Raw genomic sequence first — 21007 nt, forward strand, 5'->3', positions numbered from 1 at the left:
TTTCTTAGAATTTTCCTGAATTGATTACCACAAAACCTGAATATGGTTTACTTCCGTCTCCCAGGTCGACGAGATAGAAGTATGTGCCATCGGGGACTTTATTTGCGCCCAGAATCAGACCTATATTAGATTCACTGGCCCAAACCTTGCTCCGATTGTCGTATCCTTTCACCTCAAATACCGCATTACCCCACCGGTTAAATATTTGCACTGTATTGTTCGGGTAATTTTCGATCCCTTCAATAATAAATGCATCGTTGATACCGTCCCCATTAGGCGAAAATCCTTTTGGTATTTCAAGAACTTTACTGTCATCTTTATCATCGAGATAGTCAGGGATCCCATCACCATCTGAATCATCGTTGGTTGGGTCTCCATCACCATTGAGATCTTCGTCTTTGGTTAATATTCCATCACCATCGTCGTCGTCATCCAGGTAATCGGGAATACCATCTCCATCGGTATCATCGTTGGTTGGGTCACCGTCTCCGTTGCGATCTTCATCCCTGGTCGGCACACCATCTCCATCGTCGTCATCATCCAGGAAGTCGGGAACTCCGTCTCCATCGGTGTCGTCGTCGGTCGGATCACCGTTTTCGTTGCGATCTTCATCGCCGTTTTTCACGCCATCATCATCTTTGTCGCCCAGCGGGCCATCATTATCATCTGAATCGAGGTAATCGGGAATGCCATCGCCATCAGTATCGTCGTCCCCGGGGTCTCCGTTGCCATTCCGGTCTTCGTCTTTGGTCAACACTCCATCGCCATCGTCGTCGGTATCCAGGTAGTCGGGTGTGCCGTCACCGTCGGTATCGTCATTAGTTGGATCTCCGTCCTTATTTAGATCTTCATCGCTATTGATAACACCATCACCATCTTCGTCTGCATTTGGATCAAAAATATTTTCGTTTGCATCGAGATAGTCGGGGATTCCGTCACCATCTGAATCATCGTTGGTCGGGTCACCATCGCCATTGGCATCTTCGTCTTTGGTTAAGATTCCATCGCCGTCGTCATCATTATCCAAATAGTTTGGAATACCATCACCGTCTGTATCATCGTTAGATAAATCTCCATCGCCGTTGAGATCCTCGTCGCCGTTTTTCACTCCATCATCATCTTTGTCGCCCAGCGGGCCATCATTATCATCTGAATCGAGGTAATCGGGAATGCCATCGCCATCAGTATCGTCGTCCCCGGGGTCTCCGTTGCCATTCCGGTCTTCGTCTTTGGTCAACACTCCATCACCATCATCATCGGTATCCAGGTAGTCGGGTGTGCCGTCACCGTCGGTATCGTCATTAGTTGGATCTCCGTCGCTGTTGATGTCTTCGTCAAGGGTCGATGCGGTGTCGCCGTCATCATCTGAGTCCAGGTAATCGGCAATGCCATCGCCGTCAGTGTCATCGTTGGTAGGGTCACTATCTCCATTGGTATCCTCTTTGCCGGTTGGTACACCATCGCCGTCAGAGTCCCCCGTTAGAATTGTAAGCTCAGCGCTAGTGGTATCTGTCGAAGAGTTTCCTGCTTTGTCAGTACTGACCACGGTTACGTCGTTCGAGCCATTCAAGTCCGGATCAAAACTTCCACTCAATGGAACTGCTGTAGCTGTGTTGACAGACCAAATTCCATTGACGTCTACAGTGGTGCTGTAAGTTGCTCCGCCGACAGTGACAGATATTGAAGTAAAGGCTTCTCCAGTTCCTGTTATGACCGGGGTCGAAATAGTAGTTACCTGGCTTGTAACGGTTGGAGTGGTTGGTGACTTAGTATCTATCGTCAGCTCATTGCTGGTGACATCACTGCTACTGTTGCCCGCACTATCAGTGCTGGTCACCGCTATGTCATAAGCACCATCGGTTAAGGGCGTAAACGGACCACCAGACGTTGGAGTGTCTGCTCCTGTGTCTACTGACCAGTTCCCACTTCCATCGGCAGTTACCGTATAAGTCACTCCGTTAATTTCCACTACTACCGTGCTGCCCACCTCTGCCGCACCACTCAATACCGGTGTGGTGTCCGTCGTAGCGCTTGTTGAAATCGTTGGAACAACGGGAGGAACATTGTCATAAACTGTTGTGGCAGTAGTCGCTGCGGTGTTGTTGTTGCCAGCAGCGTCCTGGGCTACGTTCGCTGCTACGTCTACACTGATATCGCCAGCACCACTCGGGGTGATCTGTACAGTGTAGGTCCCATCTCCATTGTCTGTAAATCCTGTTACTGATCCGTTGCCTACAGTTACATCCCCACTTACAAAGCCTGTGACTACTTCACCGAAGTCTACCGTCACATTATAAGGGGTCGTGCTGTTCACTGCCGATGGGCCACCTGTGATGCTTGCCGCAGGAGCCGTTGTATCATAAACTGTTGTGGCAGTAGTCGCTGCGGTGTTGTTGTTGCCAGCAGCGTCCTGGGCTACGTTCGCCGCTACGTCTACACTGATATCGCCAGCACCACTCGGGGTGATCTGTACTGTGTAGGTCCCATCTCCATTGTCTGTAAATCCTGTTACTGATCCGTTCCCTACAGTTACATCCCCACTTACAAAGCCTGTGACTACTTCACCGAAGTCTACCGTCACATTATAAGGGGTCGTGCTGTTCACTGCCGATGGAGCACCTGTGATGCTTGCCGCAGGAGCCGTTGTGTCATAAACTGTTGTGGCAGTAGTCGCTGCGGTGTTGTTGTTGCCAGCAGCGTCCTGGGCTACGTTCGCTGCTACGTCTACACTGATATCGCCAGCACCACTCGGGGTGATCTGTACAGTGTAGCTGCCATCTCCATTGTCTGTAAATCCTGTTACTGATCCGTTGCCTACAGTTACATCCCCACTTACAAAGCCTGTGACTACTTCACCGAAGTCTACCGTTACATTATAAGGGGTCGTGCTGTTCACTGCCGATGGAGCACCTGTGATGCTTGCCGCAGGAGCCGTTGTGTCATAAACTGTTGTGGCAGTAGTCGCTGCGGTGTTGTTGTTGCCAGCAGCGTCCTGGGCTACGTTCGCTGCTACGTCTACACTGATATCGCCAGCACCACTCGGGGTGATCTGTACTGTGTAGGTCCCATCTCCATTGTCTGTAAATCCTGTTACTGATCCGTTGCCTACAGTTACATCCCCACTTACAAAGCCTGTGACTACTTCACCGAAGTCTACCGTCACATTATAAGGGGTCGTGCTGTTCACTGCCGATGGAGCACCTGTGATGCTTGCCGCAGGAGCCGTTGTGTCATAAACTGTTGTGGCAGTAGTCGCTGCGGTGTTGTTGTTGCCAGCAGCGTCCTGGGCTACGTTCGCTGCTACGTCTACACTGATATCGCCAGCACCACTCGGGGTGATCTGTACTGTGTAGGTCCCATCTCCATTGTCTGTAAATCCTGTTACTGATCCGTTGCCTACAGTTACATCCCCACTTACAAAGCCTGTGACTACTTCACCGAAGTCTACCGTCACATTATAAGGGGTCGTGCTGTTCACTGCCGATGGGCCACCTGTGATGCTTGCCGCAGGAGCCGTTGTGTCATAAACTGTCGTGGCAGTAGTCGCTGCGGTGTTGTTGTTGCCAGCAGCGTCCTGGGCTACGTTCGCTGCTACGTCTACACTGATATCGCCAGCACCACTCGGGGTGATCTGTACTGTGTAGGTCCCATCTCCATTGTCTGTAAATCCTGTTACTGATCCGTTGCCTACAGTTACATCCCCACTTACAAAGCCTGTGACTACTTCACCGAAGTCTACCGTCACATTATAAGGGGTCGTGCTGTTCACTGCCGATGGGCCACCTGTGATGCTTGCCGCAGGAGCCGTTGTGTCATAAACTGTCGTGGCAGTAGTCGCTGCGGTGTTGTTGTTGCCAGCAGCGTCCTGGGCTACGTTCGCTGCTACGTCTACACTGATATCGCCAGCACCACTCGGGGTGATCTGTACAGTGTAGCTGCCATCTCCATTGTCTGTAAATCCTGTTACTGATCCGTTCCCTACAGTTACATCCCCACTTACAAAGCCTGTGACTACTTCACCGAAGTCTACCGTCACATTATAAGGGGTCGTGCTGTTCACTGCCGATGGAGCACCTGTGATGCTTGCCGCAGGAGCCGTTGTATCATAAACTGTTGTGGCAGTAGTCGCTGCGGTGTTGTTGTTGCCAGCAGCGTCCTGGGCTACGTTCGCCGCTACGTCTACACTGATATCGCCAGCACCACTCGGGGTGATCTGTACTGTGTAGCTGCCATCTCCATTGTCTGTAAATCCTGTTACTGATCCGTTGCCTACAGTTACATCCCCACTTACAAAGCCTGTGACTACTTCACCGAAGTCTACCGTCACATTATAAGGGGTCGTGCTGTTCACTGCCGATGGAGCACCTGTGATGCTTGCCGCAGGAGCCGTTGTATCATAAACTGTTGTGGCAGTAGTCGCTGCGGTGTTGTTGTTGCCAGCTGCGTCCTGGGCTACGTTCGCCGCTACGTCTACACTGATATCGCCAGCACCACTCGGGGTGATCTGTACTGTGTAGCTGCCATCTCCATTGTCTGTAAATCCTGTTACTGATCCGTTGCCTACAGTTACATCCCCACTTACAAAGCCTGTGACTACTTCACCGAAGTCTACCGTCACATTATAAGGGGTCGTGCTGTTCACTGCCGATGGAGCACCTGTGATGCTTGCCGCAGGAGCCGTTGTATCATAAACTGTTGTGGCAGTAGTCGCTGCGGTGTTGTTGTTGCCAGCTGCGTCCTGGGCTACGTTCGCCGCTACGTCTACACTGATATCGCCAGCACCACTCGGGGTGATCTGTACTGTGTAGCTGCCATCTCCATTGTCTGTAAATCCTGTTACTGATCCGTTGCCTACAGTTACATCCCCACTTACAAAGCCTGTGACTACTTCACCGAAGTCTACCGTCACATTATAAGGGGTCGTGCTGTTCACTGCCGATGGGCCACCTGTGATGCTTGCCGCAGGAGCCGTTGTGTCATAAACTGTTGTGGCAGTAGTCGCTGCGGTGTTGTTGTTGCCAGCTGCGTCCTGGGCTACGTTCGCTGCTACGTCTACACTGATATCGCCAGCACCACTCGGGGTGATCTGTACTGTGTAGCTGCCATCTCCATTGTCTGTAAATCCTGTTACTGATCCGTTGCCTACAGTTACATCCCCACTTACAAAGCCTGTGACTACTTCACCGAAGTCTACCGTCACATTATAAGGGGTCGTGCTGTTCACTGCCGATGGAGCACCTGTGATGCTTGCCGCAGGAGCCGTTGTGTCATAAACTGTCGTGGCAGTAGTCGCTGCGGTGTTGTTGTTGCCAGCAGCGTCCTGGGCTACGTTCGCCGCTACGTCTACACTGATATCGCCAGCACCACTCGGGGTGATCTGTACTGTGTAGGTCCCATCTCCATTGTCTGTAAATCCTGTTACTGATCCGTTGCCTACAGTTACATCCCCACTTACAAAGCCTGTGACTACTTCACCGAAGTCTACCGTCACATTATAAGGGGTCGTGCTGTTCACTGCCGATGGGCCACCTGTGATGCTTGCCGCAGGAGCCGTTGTGTCATAAACTGTTGTGGCAGTAGTCGCTGCGGTGTTGTTGTTGCCAGCTGCGTCCTGGGCTACGTTCGCTGCTACGTCTACACTGATATCGCCAGCACCACTCGGGGTGATCTGTACTGTGTAGGTCCCATCTCCATTGTCTGTAAATCCTGTTACTGATCCGTTGCCTACAGTTACATCCCCACTTACAAAGCCTGTGACTACTTCACCGAAGTCTACCGTCACATTATAAGGGGTCGTGCTGTTCACTGCCGATGGAGCACCTGTGATGCTTGCCGCAGGAGCCGTTGTGTCATAAACTGTTGTGGCAGTAGTCGCTGCGGTGTTGTTGTTGCCAGCAGCGTCCTGGGCTACGTTCGCTGCTACGTCTACACTGATATCGCCAGCACCACTCGGGGTGATCTGTACTGTGTAGGTCCCATCTCCATTGTCTGTAAATCCTGTTACTGATCCGTTGCCTACAGTTACATCCCCACTTACAAAGCCTGTGACTACTTCACCGAAGTCTACCGTCACATTATAAGGGGTCGTGCTGTTCACTGCCGATGGGCCACCTGTGATGCTTGCCGCAGGAGCCGTTGTGTCATAAACTGTTGTGGCAGTAGTCGCTGCGGTGTTGTTGTTGCCAGCTGCGTCCTGGGCTACGTTCGCCGCTACGTCTACACTGATATCGCCAGCACCACTCGGGGTGATCTGTACTGTGTAGCTGCCATCTCCATTGTCTGTAAATCCTGTTACTGATCCGTTCCCTACAGTTACATCCCCACTTACAAAGCCTGTGACTACTTCACCGAAGTCTACCGTCACATTATAAGGGGTCGTGCTGTTCACTGCCGATGGAGCACCTGTGATGCTTGCCGCAGGAGCCGTTGTATCATAAACTGTTGTGGCAGTAGTCGCTGCGGTGTTGTTGTTGCCAGCTGCGTCCTGGGCTACGTTCGCTGCTACGTCTACACTGATATCGCCAGCACCACTCGGGGTGATCTGTACTGTGTAGGTCCCATCTCCATTGTCTGTAAATCCTGTTACTGATCCGTTGCCTACAGTTACATCCCCACTTACAAAGCCTGTGACTACTTCACCGAAGTCTACCGTCACATTATAAGGGGTCGTGCTGTTCACTGCCGATGGAGCACCTGTGATGCTTGCCGCAGGAGCCGTTGTATCATAAACTGTTGTGGCAGTAGTCGCTGCGGTGTTGTTGTTGCCAGCTGCGTCCTGGGCTACGTTCGCCGCTACGTCTACACTGATATCGCCAGCACCACTCGGGGTGATCTGTACTGTGTAGCTGCCATCTCCATTGTCTGTAAATCCTGTTACTGATCCGTTGCCTACAGTTACATCCCCACTTACAAAGCCTGTGACTACTTCACCGAAGTCTACCGTCACATTATAAGGGGTCGTGCTGTTCACTGCCGATGGGCCACCTGTGATGCTTGCCGCAGGAGCCGTTGTGTCATAAACTGTCGTGGCAGTAGTCGCTGCGGTGTTGTTGTTGCCAGCTGCGTCCTGGGCTACGTTCGCTGCTACGTCTACACTGATATCGCCAGCACCACTCGGGGTGATCTGTACTGTGTAGCTGCCATCTCCATTGTCTGTAAATCCTGTTACTGATCCGTTCCCTACAGTTACATCCCCACTTACAAAGCCTGTGACTACTTCACCGAAGTCTACCGTCACATTATAAGGGGTCGTGCTGTTCACTGCCGATGGAGCACCTGTGATGCTTGCCGCAGGAGCCGTTGTGTCATAAACTGTTGTGGCAGTAGTCGCTGCGGTGTTGTTGTTGCCAGCAGCGTCCTGGGCTACGTTCGCTGCTACGTCTACACTGATATCGCCAGCACCACTCGGGGTGATCTGTACTGTGTAGGTCCCATCTCCATTGTCTGTAAATCCTGTTACTGATCCGTTGCCTACAGTTACATCCCCACTTACAAAGCCTGTGACTACTTCACCGAAGTCTACCGTCACATTATAAGGGGTCGTGCTGTTCACTGCCGATGGGCCACCTGTGATGCTTGCCGCAGGAGCCGTTGTATCATAAACTGTTGTGGCAGTAGTCGCTGCGGTGTTGTTGTTGCCAGCAGCGTCCTGGGCTACGTTCGCTGCTACGTCTACACTGATATCGCCAGCACCACTCGGGGTGATCTGTACTGTGTAGCTGCCATCTCCATTGTCTGTAAATCCTGTTACTGATCCGTTGCCTACAGTTACATCCCCACTTACAAAGCCTGTGACTACTTCACCGAAGTCTACCGTCACATTATAAGGGGTCGTGCTGTTCACTGCCGATGGAGCACCTGTGATGCTTGCCGCAGGAGCCGTTGTATCATAAACTGTCGTGGCAGTAGTCGCTGCGGTGTTGTTGTTGCCAGCAGCGTCCTGGGCTACGTTCGCTGCTACGTCTACACTGATATCGCCAGCACCACTCGGGGTGATCTGTACAGTGTAGGTCCCATCTCCATTGTCTGTAAATCCTGTTACTGATCCGTTGCCTACAGTTACATCCCCACTTACAAAGCCTGTGACTACTTCACCGAAGTCTACCGTCACATTATAAGGGGTCGTGCTGTTCACTGCCGATGGGCCACCTGTGATGCTTGCCGCAGGAGCCGTTGTGTCATAAACTGTTGTGGCAGTAGTCGCTGCGGTGTTGTTGTTGCCAGCTGCGTCCTGGGCTACGTTCGCTGCTACGTCTACACTGATATCGCCAGCACCACTCGGGGTGATCTGTACTGTGTAGGTCCCATCTCCATTGTCTGTAAATCCTGTTACTGATCCGTTGCCTACAGTTACATCCCCACTTACAAAGCCTGTGACTACTTCACCGAAGTCTACCGTCACATTATAAGGGGTCGTGCTGTTCACTGCCGATGGGCCACCTGTGATGCTTGCCGCAGGAGCCGTTGTGTCATAAACTGTCGTGGCAGTAGTCGCTGCGGTGTTGTTGTTGCCAGCAGCGTCCTGGGCTACGTTCGCTGCTACGTCTACACTGATATCGCCAGCACCACTCGGGGTGATCTGTACTGTGTAGGTCCCATCTCCATTGTCTGTAAATCCTGTTACTGATCCGTTGCCTACAGTTACATCCCCACTTACAAAGCCTGTGACTACTTCACCGAAGTCTACCGTCACATTATAAGGGGTCGTGCTGTTCACTGCCGATGGGCCACCTGTGATGCTTGCCGCAGGAGCCGTTGTGTCATAAACTGTCGTGGCAGTAGTCGCTGCGGTGTTGTTGTTGCCAGCAGCGTCCTGGGCTACGTTCGCTGCTACGTCTACACTGATATCGCCAGCACCACTCGGGGTGATCTGTACAGTGTAGCTGCCATCTCCATTGTCTGTAAATCCTGTTACTGATCCGTTCCCTACAGTTACATCCCCACTTACAAAGCCTGTGACTACTTCACCGAAGTCTACCGTCACATTATAAGGGGTCGTGCTGTTCACTGCCGATGGAGCACCTGTGATGCTTGCCGCAGGAGCCGTTGTATCATAAACTGTTGTGGCAGTAGTCGCTGCGGTGTTGTTGTTGCCAGCAGCGTCCTGGGCTACGTTCGCCGCTACGTCTACACTGATATCGCCAGCACCACTCGGGGTGATCTGTACTGTGTAGCTGCCATCTCCATTGTCTGTAAATCCTGTTACTGATCCGTTGCCTACAGTTACATCCCCACTTACAAAGCCTGTGACTACTTCACCGAAGTCTACCGTCACATTATAAGGGGTCGTGCTGTTCACTGCCGATGGGCCACCTGTGATGCTTGCCGCAGGAGCCGTTGTATCATAAACTGTTGTGGCAGTAGTCGCTGCGGTGTTGTTGTTGCCAGCAGCGTCCTGGGCTACGTTCGCTGCTACGTCTACACTGATATCGCCAGCACCACTCGGGGTGATCTGTACTGTGTAGCTGCCATCTCCATTGTCTGTAAATCCTGTTACTGATCCGTTGCCTACAGTTACATCCCCACTTACAAAGCCTGTGACTACTTCACCGAAGTCTACCGTCACATTATAAGGGGTCGTGCTGTTCACTGCCGATGGAGCACCTGTGATGCTTGCCGCAGGAGCCGTTGTATCATAAACTGTCGTGGCAGTAGTCGCTGCGGTGTTGTTGTTGCCAGCAGCGTCCTGGGCTACGTTCGCTGCTACGTCTACACTGATATCGCCAGCACCACTCGGGGTGATCTGTACAGTGTAGGTCCCATCTCCATTGTCTGTAAATCCTGTTACTGATCCGTTGCCTACAGTTACATCCCCACTTACAAAGCCTGTGACTACTTCACCGAAGTCTACCGTCACATTATAAGGGGTCGTGCTGTTCACTGCCGATGGGCCACCTGTGATGCTTGCCGCAGGAGCCGTTGTGTCATAAACTGTTGTGGCAGTAGTCGCTGCGGTGTTGTTGTTGCCAGCTGCGTCCTGGGCTACGTTCGCTGCTACGTCTACACTGATATCGCCAGCACCACTCGGGGTGATCTGTACTGTGTAGGTCCCATCTCCATTGTCTGTAAATCCTGTTACTGATCCGTTGCCTACAGTTACATCCCCACTTACAAAGCCTGTGACTACTTCACCGAAGTCTACCGTCACATTATAAGGGGTCGTGCTGTTCACTGCCGATGGGCCACCTGTGATGCTTGCCGCAGGAGCCGTTGTGTCATAAACTGTCGTGGCAGTAGTCGCTGCGGTGTTGTTGTTGCCAGCAGCGTCCTGGGCTACGTTCGCTGCTACGTCTACACTGATATCGCCAGCACCACTCGGGGTGATCTGTACTGTGTAGGTCCCATCTCCATTGTCTGTAAATCCTGTTACTGATCCGTTGCCTACAGTTACATCCCCACTTACAAAGCCTGTGACTACTTCACCGAAGTCTACCGTCACATTATAAGGGGTCGTGCTGTTCACTGCCGATGGGCCACCTGTGATGCTTGCCGCAGGAGCCGTTGTGTCATAAACTGTCGTGGCAGTAGTCGCTGCGGTGTTGTTGTTGCCAGCAGCGTCCTGGGCTACGTTCGCTGCTACGTCTACACTGATATCGCCAGCACCACTCGGGGTGATCTGTACAGTGTAGCTGCCATCTCCATTGTCTGTAAATCCTGTTACTGATCCGTTCCCTACAGTTACATCCCCACTTACAAAGCCTGTGACTACTTCACCGAAGTCTACCGTCACATTATAAGGGGTCGTGCTGTTCACTGCCGATGGAGCACCTGTGATGCTTGCCGCAGGAGCCGTTGTATCATAAACTGTTGTGGCAGTAGTCGCTGCGGTGTTGTTGTTGCCAGCAGCGTCCTGGGCTACGTTCGCCGCTACGTCTACACTGATATCGCCAGCACCACTCGGGGTGATCTGTACTGTGTAGCTGCCATCTCCATTGTCTGTAAATCCTGTTACTGATCCGTTGCCTACAGTTACATCCCCACTTACAAAGCCTGTGACTACTTCACCGAAGTCTACCGTCACATTATAAGGGGTCGTGCTGTTCACTGCCGATGGAGCACCTGTGATGCTTGCCGCAGGAGCCGTTGTATCATAAACTGTTGTGGCAGTAGTCGCTGCGGTGTTGTTGTTGCCAGCTGCGTCCTGGGCTACGTTCGCCGCTACGTCTACACTGATATCGCCAGCACCACTCGGGGTGATCTGTACTGTGTAGCTGCCATCTCCATTGTCTGTAAATCCTGTTACTGATCCGTTGCCTACAGTTACATCCCCACTTACAAAGCCTGTGACTACTTCACCGAAGTCTACCGTCACATTATAAGGGGTCGTGCTGTTCACTGCCGATGGAGCACCTGTGATGCTTGCCGCAGGAGCCGTTGTATCATAAACTGTTGTGGCAGTAGTCGCTGCGGTGTTGTTGTTGCCAGCTGCGTCCTGGGCTACGTTCGCCGCTACGTCTACACTGATATCGCCAGCACCACTCGGGGTGATCTGTACTGTGTAGCTGCCATCTCCATTGTCTGTAAATCCTGTTACTGATCCGTTGCCTACAGTTACATCCCCACTTACAAAGCCTGTGACTACTTCACCGAAGTCTACCGTCACATTATAAGGGGTCGTGCTGTTCACTGCCGATGGGCCACCTGTGATGCTTGCCGCAGGAGCCGTTGTGTCATAAACTGTTGTGGCAGTAGTCGCTGCGGTGTTGTTGTTGCCAGCTGCGTCCTGGGCTACGTTCGCTGCTACGTCTACACTGATATCGCCAGCACCACTCGGGGTGATCTGTACTGTGTAGCTGCCATCTCCATTGTCTGTAAATCCTGTTACTGATCCGTTGCCTACAGTTACATCCCCACTTACAAAGCCTGTGACTACTTCACCGAAGTCTACCGTCACATTATAAGGGGTCGTGCTGTTCACTGCCGATGGAGCACCTGTGATGCTTGCCGCAGGAGCCGTTGTGTCATAAACTGTCGTGGCAGTAGTCGCTGCGGTGTTGTTGTTGCCAGCAGCGTCCTGGGCTACGTTCGCCGCTACGTCTACACTGATATCGCCAGCACCACTCGGGGTGATCTGTACTGTGTAGGTCCCATCTCCATTGTCTGTAAATCCTGTTACTGATCCGTTGCCTACAGTTACATCCCCACTTACAAAGCCTGTGACTACTTCACCGAAGTCTACCGTCACATTATAAGGGGTCGTGCTGTTCACTGCCGATGGGCCACCTGTGATGCTTGCCGCAGGAGCCGTTGTGTCATAAACTGTTGTGGCAGTAGTCGCTGCGGTGTTGTTGTTGCCAGCTGCGTCCTGGGCTACGTTCGCTGCTACGTCTACACTGATATCGCCAGCACCACTCGGGGTGATCTGTACTGTGTAGGTCCCATCTCCATTGTCTGTAAATCCTGTTACTGATCCGTTGCCTACAGTTACATCCCCACTTACAAAGCCTGTGACTACTTCACCGAAGTCTACCGTCACATTATAAGGGGTCGTGCTGTTCACTGCCGATGGAGCACCTGTGATGCTTGCCGCAGGAGCCGTTGTGTCATAAACTGTTGTGGCAGTAGTCGCTGCGGTGTTGTTGTTGCCAGCAGCGTCCTGGGCTACGTTCGCTGCTACGTCTACACTGATATCGCCAGCACCACTCGGGGTGATCTGTACTGTGTAGGTCCCATCTCCATTGTCTGTAAATCCTGTTACTGATCCGTTGCCTACAGTTACATCCCCACTTACAAAGCCTGTGACTACTTCACCGAAGTCTACCGTCACATTATAAGGGGTCGTGCTGTTCACTGCCGATGGGCCACCTGTGATGCTTGCCGCAGGAGCCGTTGTGTCATAAACTGTTGTGGCAGTAGTCGCTGCGGTGTTGTTGTTGCCAGCTGCGTCCTGGGCTACGTTCGCCGCTACGTCTACACTGATATCGCCAGCACCACTCGGGGTGATCTGTACTGTGTAGCTGCCATCTCCATTGTCTGTAAATCCTGTTACTGATCCGTTCCCTACAGTTACATCCCCACTTACAAAGCCTGTGACTACTTCACCGAAGTCTACCGTCACATTATAAGGGGTCGTGCTGTTCACTGCCGATGGAGCACCTGTGATGCTTGCCGCAGGAGCCGTTGTATCATAAACTGTTGTGGCAGTAGTCGCTGCGGTGTTGTTGTTGCCAGCTGCGTCCTGGGCTACGTTCGCTGCTACGTCTACACTGATATCGCCAGCACCACTCGGGGTGATCTGTACTGTGTAGGTCCCATCTCCATTGTCTGTAAATCCTGTTACTGATCCGTTGCCTACAGTTACATCCCCACTTACAAAGCCTGTGACTACTTCACCGAAGTCTACCGTCACATTATAAGGGGTCGTGCTGTTCACTGCCGATGGAGCACCTGTGATGCTTGCCGCAGGAGCCGTTGTATCATAAACTGTTGTGGCAGTAGTCGCTGCGGTGTTGTTGTTGCCAGCTGCGTCCTGGGCTACGTTCGCCGCTACGTCTACACTGATATCGCCAGCACCACTCGGGGTGATCTGTACTGTGTAGCTGCCATCTCCATTGTCTGTAAATCCTGTTACTGATCCGTTGCCTACAGTTACATCCCCACTTACAAAGCCTGTGACTACTTCACCGAAGTCTACCGTCACATTATAAGGGGTCGTGCTGTTCACTGCCGATGGGCCACCTGTGATGCTTGCCGCAGGAGCCGTTGTGTCATAAACTGTCGTGGCAGTAGTCGCTGCGGTGTTGTTGTTGCCAGCTGCGTCCTGGGCTACGTTCGCTGCTACGTCTACACTGATATCGCCAGCACCACTCGGGGTGATCTGTACTGTGTAGCTGCCATCTCCATTGTCTGTAAATCCTGTTACTGATCCGTTCCCTACAGTTACATCCCCACTTACAAAGCCTGTGACTACTTCACCGAAGTCTACCGTCACATTATAAGGGGTCGTGCTGTTCACTGCCGATGGAGCACCTGTGATGCTTGCCGCAGGAGCCGTTGTGTCATAAACTGTTGTGGCAGTAGTCGCTGCGGTGTTGTTGTTGCCAGCAGCGTCCTGGGCTACGTTCGCTGCTACGTCTACACTGATATCGCCAGCACCACTCGGGGTGATCTGTACTGTGTAGGTCCCATCTCCATTGTCTGTAAATCCTGTTACTGATCCGTTGCCTACAGTTACATCCCCACTTACAAAGCCTGTGACTACTTCACCGAAGTCTACCGTCACATTATAAGGGGTCGTGCTGTTCACTGCCGATGGGCCACCTGTGATGCTTGCCGCAGGAGCCGTTGTATCATAAACTGTTGTGGCAGTAGTCGCTGCGGTGTTGTTGTTGCCAGCAGCGTCCTGGGCTACGTTCGCTGCTACGTCTACACTGATATCGCCAGCACCACTCGGGGTGATCTGTACTGTGTAGCTGCCATCTCCATTGTCTGTAAATCCTGTTACTGATCCGTTGCCTACAGTTACATCCCCACTTACAAAGCCTGTGACTACTTCACCGAAGTCTACCGTCACATTATAAGGGGTCGTGCTGTTCACTGCCGATGGAGCACCTGTGATGCTTGCCGCAGGAGCCGTTGTATCATAAACTGTCGTGGCAGTAGTCGCTGCGGTGTTGTTGTTGCCAGCAGCGTCCTGGGCTACGTTCGCTGCTACGTCTACACTGATATCGCCAGCACCACTCGGGGTGATCTGTACAGTGTAGGTCCCATCTCCATTGTCTGTAAATCCTGTTACTGATCCGTTGCCTACAGTTACATCCCCACTTACAAAGCCTGTGACTACTTCACCGAAGTCTACCGTCACATTATAAGGGGTCGTGCTGTTCACTGCCGATGGGCCACCTGTGATGCTTGCCGCAGGAGCCGTTGTGTCATAAACTGTTGTGGCAGTAGTCGCTGCGGTGTTGTTGTTGCCAGCTGCGTCCTGGGCTACGTTCGCTGCTACGTCTACACTGATATCGCCAGCACCACTCGGGGTGATCTGTACTGTGTAGGTCCCATCTCCATTGTCTGTAAATCCTGTTACTGATCCGTTGCCTACAGTTACATCCCCACTTACAAAGCCTGTGACTACTTCACCGAAGTCTACCGTCACATTATAAGGGGTCGTGCTGTTCACTGCCGATGGGCCACCTGTGATGCTTGCCGCAGGAGCCGTTGTGTCATAAACTGTCGTGGCAGTAGTCGCTGCGGTGTTGTTGTTGCCAGCAGCGTCCTGGGCTACGTTCGCTGCTACGTCTACACTGATATCGCCAGCACCACTCGGGGTGATCTGTACTGTGTAGGTCCCATCTCCATTGTCTGTAAATCCTGTTACTGATCCGTTGCCTACAGTTACATCCCCACTTACAAAGCCTGTGACTACTTCACCGAAGTCTACCGTCACATTATAAGGGGTCGTGCTGTTCACTGCCGATGGGCCACCTGTGATGCTTGCCGCAGGAGCCGTTGTGTCATAAACTGTCGTGGCAGTAGTCGCTGCGGTGTTGTTGTTGCCAGCAGCGTCCTGGGCTACGTTCGCTGCTACGTCTACACTGATATCGCCAGCACCACTCGGGGTGATCTGTACAGTGTAGCTGCCATCTCCATTGTCTGTAAATCCTGTTACTGATCCGTTCCCTACAGTTACATCCCCACTTACAAAGCCTGTGACTACTTCACCGAAGTCTACCGTCACATTATAAGGGGTCGTGCTGTTCACTGCCGATGGGCACCTGTGATGCTTGCCGCAGGAGCCGTTGTATCATAAACTGTTGTGGCAGTAGTCGCTGCGGTGTTGTTGTTGCCAGCAGCGTCCTGGGCTACGTTCGCCGCTACGTCTACACTGATATCGCCAGCACCACTCGGGGTGATCTGTACTGTGTAGCTGCCATCTCCATTGTCTGTAAATCCTGTTACTGATCCGTTGCCTACAGTTACATCCCCACTTACAAAGCCTGTGACTACTTCACCGAAGTCTACCGTCACATTATAAGGGGTCGTGCTGTTCACTGCCGATGGGCCACCTGTGATGCTTGCCGCAGGAGCCGTTGTATCATAAACTGTTGTGGCAGTAGTCGCTGCGGTGTTGTTGTTGCCAGCAGCGTCCTGGGCTACGTTCGCTGCTACGTCTACACTGATATCGCCAGCACCACTCGGGGTGATCTGTACTGTGTAGCTGCCATCTCCATTGTCTGTAAATCCTGTTACTGATCCGTTGCCTACAGTTACATCCCCACTTACAAAGCCTGTGACTACTTCACCGAAGTCTACCGTCACATTATAAGGGGTCGTGCTGTTCACTGCCGATGGAGCACCTGTGATGCTTGCCGCAGGAGCCGTTGTATCATAAACTGTCGTGGCAGTAGTCGCTGCGGTGTTGTTGTTGCCAGCAGCGTCCTGGGCTACGTTCGCTGCTACGTCTACACTGATATCGCCAGCACCACTCGGGGTGATCTGTACAGTGTAGGTCCCATCTCCATTGTCTGTAAATCCTGTTACTGATCCGTTGCCTACAGTTACATCCCCACTTACAAAGCCTGTGACTACTTCACCGAAGTCTACCGTCACATTATAAGGGGTCGTGCTGTTCACTGCCGATGGGCCACCTGTGATGCTTGCCGCAGGAGCCGTTGTGTCATAAACTGTTGTGGCAGTAGTCGCTGCGGTGTTGTTGTTGCCAGCTGCGTCCTGGGCTACGTTCGCTGCTACGTCTACACTGATATCGCCAGCACCACTCGGGGTGATCTGTACTGTGTAGGTCCCATCTCCATTGTCTGTAAATCCTGTTACTGATCCGTTGCCTACAGTTACATCCCCACTTACAAAGCCTGTGACTACTTCACCGAAGTCTACCGTCACATTATAAGGGGTCGTGCTGTTCACTGCCGATGGAGCACCTGTGATGCTTGCCGCAGGGGGCGTCACATCTCCGCTTGCAGTTATTGTAACAGCAAAAGCAGTAGTAGAAGAAATACAACCGGTCGAGGAGTTTTTTACTACCAAAGAGCCATTGTAGGTATTAATAGCAGCTGCTCCCGGAACCACTAAAGCTATGGGAGATACAGGCAGCGAAGTGAAAGCAGAAATGTCAGCAAATCCAGCCGTATTAGCGGCTGCATCATAGTCAATAGTATATTGATCAGGGCCATTGGTGGTGGATGAATAAGGCAGATTAGCAGAAGTTGACCCCGTAACAACAGATGGATTTACACCCAACGTAATGGTTGGATCGCTACTGTTAGTCAATTGAATAGGGCCGCCTATCGTATTTGATCTGCAGCTACTTACATCAGTTATAGATATGTTGGTGTAGGCTCCTTCGTTCAGATTGACGATAGCAATTCCACTACCAGTAGCGCTTATGGTTTGAGTAGCCTGAGGTGTACCGTCAAGCGAGAAATCAACACTATAAGACCCGCTTGTCACTCCTGTTAGCACGATTTCACCGTTTGGCGTGTCACAATTGGTGGGCTGTACATGGGTGCCCTCGACAATCGCCGCTCCCCCTGGATCACTCACAGCAATTGGACCCGACAAAGCATTTGAGGTACAACCCGATATTGTGACAGTCATGTCTGTGTAAGAACCCGCATTCAGTCCGGTAATTTGATATTCTCCACTTCCATTTGCAACGAAGGCTCCATGATTCACAGTCACTCCGTCGAACTTGAAATCAAGAGCGCTATAATTGGCAGATGCCTGCAGCCCACTAATTGTAATAGAGCCATCTACTCCACCACAAGTTGTCGGGCTAGTCGGAAGGGCCGAGCTGATTGAGGAGACTATGACATTGATGGTAAATGGCTTAGCAACACTTGTACAGACAAGTGAATTAGAGTTTCTTACTGTAAAAGACCCATTGTAGGTTCCGCCAGCAATTCCAGCCGGTACTGCTATAGCGATTGGAGACGCTACTGTGGTGCTGTTCGCAATATTTGATAACCCAGCCGACTGCGCAGCTGCATCAAATACGATACTATAATCAATTGCCGGACCATTTGAGGTAACGGAATACCCCAGATCGACGGAAGTTTCTCCCTGGCAAATTTGTAAACTACCCGATGTCAGTGACACGACAGCGAGTGGTTTTGCCTCGACAGCTACTGCAGGCGTAAAAGTTGTTTCGCAGGTGATTCCAACTTTATTTGCCTTTACTGAGATCGAGGTTGTAGAGGCGGATAATCCAAAGGTCGTAATGGTCAATGGACTTCCGTTTCCCAATTTAGCTGGCCCAACCCCCGTTCCTGCCTGGTCAATTAATTCATAAACAATCAGGTTCTCCGATCCGTCGATTTGAAAGTCTATAGTCTCCCCTTCACAAATCAGCGTGGCAGTTGTTGCTGAAAAGGTTTGGGATGCCGGCGGGGCACAGGCTATTATTTTTGCTGCTGAAGGGTTACTCTCGCAAGTACCAACTGCCTGAGCCTCAGCAGTAACTGTAGCCGAACCTTCGGCGTATAATTTATCGAAAGGCGTGTTGAGACCCGTTATTGTCCAGGTAGCAACCTGGATTCCGGCATTGGCAAGGTCTCCTGCAATTGTAGCATTCGCTCCCTCAATGGCAACCCCATCTATATAAAGCTGAATTACAACATCGTTGGCCGATACCGTGGCTGTGCCCGATATGGATGCATCACCCTCCACAGGGTTACTTGTAATCTCCAGGGCGTTCAGCGGGTCGGGTGTTTTTGTGTTCACAATTACCCCGCCAGAAAAATCGCTTTCCAGCTCACCTGTAGTTTGAGCTGTTGCGCTAATTCGGGTGGTTATCCCAAGGTTCAAACCAGACACAGTCCATGAGCCATTGGCTGAAACCAGACCAGACTGCCCTGTGTAGGTTTCTGAACCAGCCATCCCTGTGTAAATTTTGATAACACTGTTTGCATCTTCGGAAGAAACTCCACTAACGGTAGTAACCGAGCCTGTGGCCTCTATACAAAATTCGCCTGAAATAAATGGAGTGGCAGATTTTGACCCCACCGTGGTCGAAACTTCGGTGCCACACTTTCCGCTGTCCGTAGCTCTAACCTTTATTACTTGTCCCTGAACAATAGCTGCATTGGGCAATGAAGATACGGTAAAGGACCAACTAGTTCCTGTGGCAGTTACCGTGGCCTGCTCCACATTATCTATAAATATTGTTACCGTGGCACCAGAGCCAGAAGTACCGCTAATAGATGCGTCCGTTTCCACAATTGGTAAACCAGAAAAAACTGGCGTTGTAGAGGCAGCGGCGGTGGCAGTACAATATTGTGTTTTTGCAGACTCACAACTTCCTGATTCCATGATGGTGAAGTAATAAGTACCTGCCGGAATTTTTGTGCCTCCCGTACCATACTCCCATGTCCAGGTTGCGCCCGTAAGGCCTGACTGAGGATTGGGAGTACCAGCAGGTGAGGTTAATATGGCACCTGTTCCGTCATATATCGTTAGCGTATAGGAGCCTACCGCAGAGGTGCTCCCCGTAAACTTCTTGTTGCCGGTCACCTCTGAGATTGTTGTGGGAGCTGCAGAACATGTAGCGCCAACGGTAGTTGAGTTACACGTACTGTACGAGGTGGACTTCTGGGAAGTGCCTGTGGCAAGGGCTGCTGCAGCCGAAACCGTAGCGGATGCGGTATAAACCTCTCCACCCGCAAGCGCAGTAAGCCCTGTGAGCGTCCAGGCATTTGAGGTAACAGAAGTTGTTCCCACAGATGCACCATTCTTGAACACTTCAATAGTAGCTCCATCCACCTCGACAGAGGATCCGGAGATTGAGGTGGCTCCAATGACTAATGGCCCGGTGATAGACGGACAGCTAGCCCTGGCATACAGGATAGTGCCTGAACCAATATCTGCAGGTGAGGTAGGAGGGAATACATCAACAAGGCTTTCCCATAAACCATCAGTAATACCAGTGGCATCATCAATTCCACCCAAATCTGATATACCATTGTTCCCAATGGCCGCCTTGGGATTGATGACCGTATTACCCACCATCCTGAGTGGAGTGGACGTAGTTACTCCCGGGAAAGCTGCTGTGATATGCGCAAATGGGATATAGAAATCGTAGAAATAGTCATCATCGCCGCATATCTCTGAAACAGCTATTGATTTCTGCGCATAGTCATCATAGGGTCTGTCAACTGTTGCATCACCTATCTCAACCGGGCTAATGGTACCATCAACATTGTACAAGCCTACTCCAAAATTAGTACGCAATACTATCTCAATCTCAAAGCCGGGGTTTCCGGCAACATAATTCGGATCCGCATTAGGGCCAGACAAGCCGAATTTTTGATCGGTATCGATAAGAATGGAATATCCTTTTGAGTTGTTGGCTGTTCCACCGAGCCTGAAACGGTACATTAAGTTGTCGGCTGCATCGAGATACGTGTAAATCGTGTTGTTGTCGTCCGACTTAACAAGATCGGTAAATCCGCACGAAGGCCCCGGTCCAAGATCACTATCGGGTTCTGAGGCGCCAACACTTGGAAGGGCAACGTAGGGAATCTCACTTTCGGTCTCATCATTTGAAACAAAGCCCGCCGTTGATGAGGAGGTGTAGCCATCGCCGTTCGGATCTAGGACTGCTGCTCCACCGGCGGTGGCTGGCTTATAAATGAGGCCTTTTGTTTGTGCAAAAGATGGATGGGAAAATCCAGCTAGCAACAAAAGGAATAAAAAAACTATGAAATGATTAGAAAAGCTCTTTATCGGTAATCGTCGGGTCATACTTAGTTGGGTGGACGGTTTGCAGATACTCAAATCTACCATGCGTCCAATTGGGCAGTCGCCATAATTCGATTAGTCAACTTTATTGTCAGGTCAGTGACAGTCATTCGTCGACGAGTGGAAAACTCAGATTTTTGGGTAAGCTGACCGTTAAACATTTGTGTTTTACTGAAAAGAATTGAGGCGCACCTCGTTTATGTTGTGTCGTTTTGAATAGAGGGAAATAATCTTTTGGGAAGATATTTGCCACTTTTTTTTCAACATATTCAGCCAAATCGCCTCTCCACTAGCTCCAATTAAATGGCGGCAT

Annotated in this window: 2 protein-coding genes; both read right to left on the bottom strand. The window is 51.4% G+C overall.

Features of this window, described 5'->3' with window-relative positions:
- Positions 1-4: 4 nt before the first annotated feature.
- A complete protein-coding gene (locus ACMVP2_RS28700) occupies positions 5-15700 on the bottom strand; it encodes an Ig-like domain-containing protein (protein WP_416866158.1) in 15696 nt (5231 codons plus the stop codon).
- Positions 15697-20697 (bottom strand): beta strand repeat-containing protein, encoded by a 5001-nt coding sequence (locus ACMVP2_RS28705; RefSeq protein ID WP_416866159.1) that lies wholly within the window; start codon positions 20695-20697, stop codon positions 15697-15699. The genes ACMVP2_RS28700 and ACMVP2_RS28705 overlap by 4 nt, the downstream gene beginning before the upstream one ends.
- Positions 20698-21007: the final 310 nt, after the last annotated feature.

Origin of the sequence: Imperialibacter sp. (assembly GCF_048007035.1) — a bacterium.
Lineage (GTDB): Bacteria > Bacteroidota > Bacteroidia > Cytophagales > Cyclobacteriaceae > Imperialibacter.

Excerpts from the sequence above, each read along its gene's own strand:
- ACMVP2_RS28705 (WP_416866159.1), bottom strand. The coding sequence starts at position 20,697 with ATGACCCGACGATTACCGATAAAGAGCTTTTCTAATCATTTCATAGTT.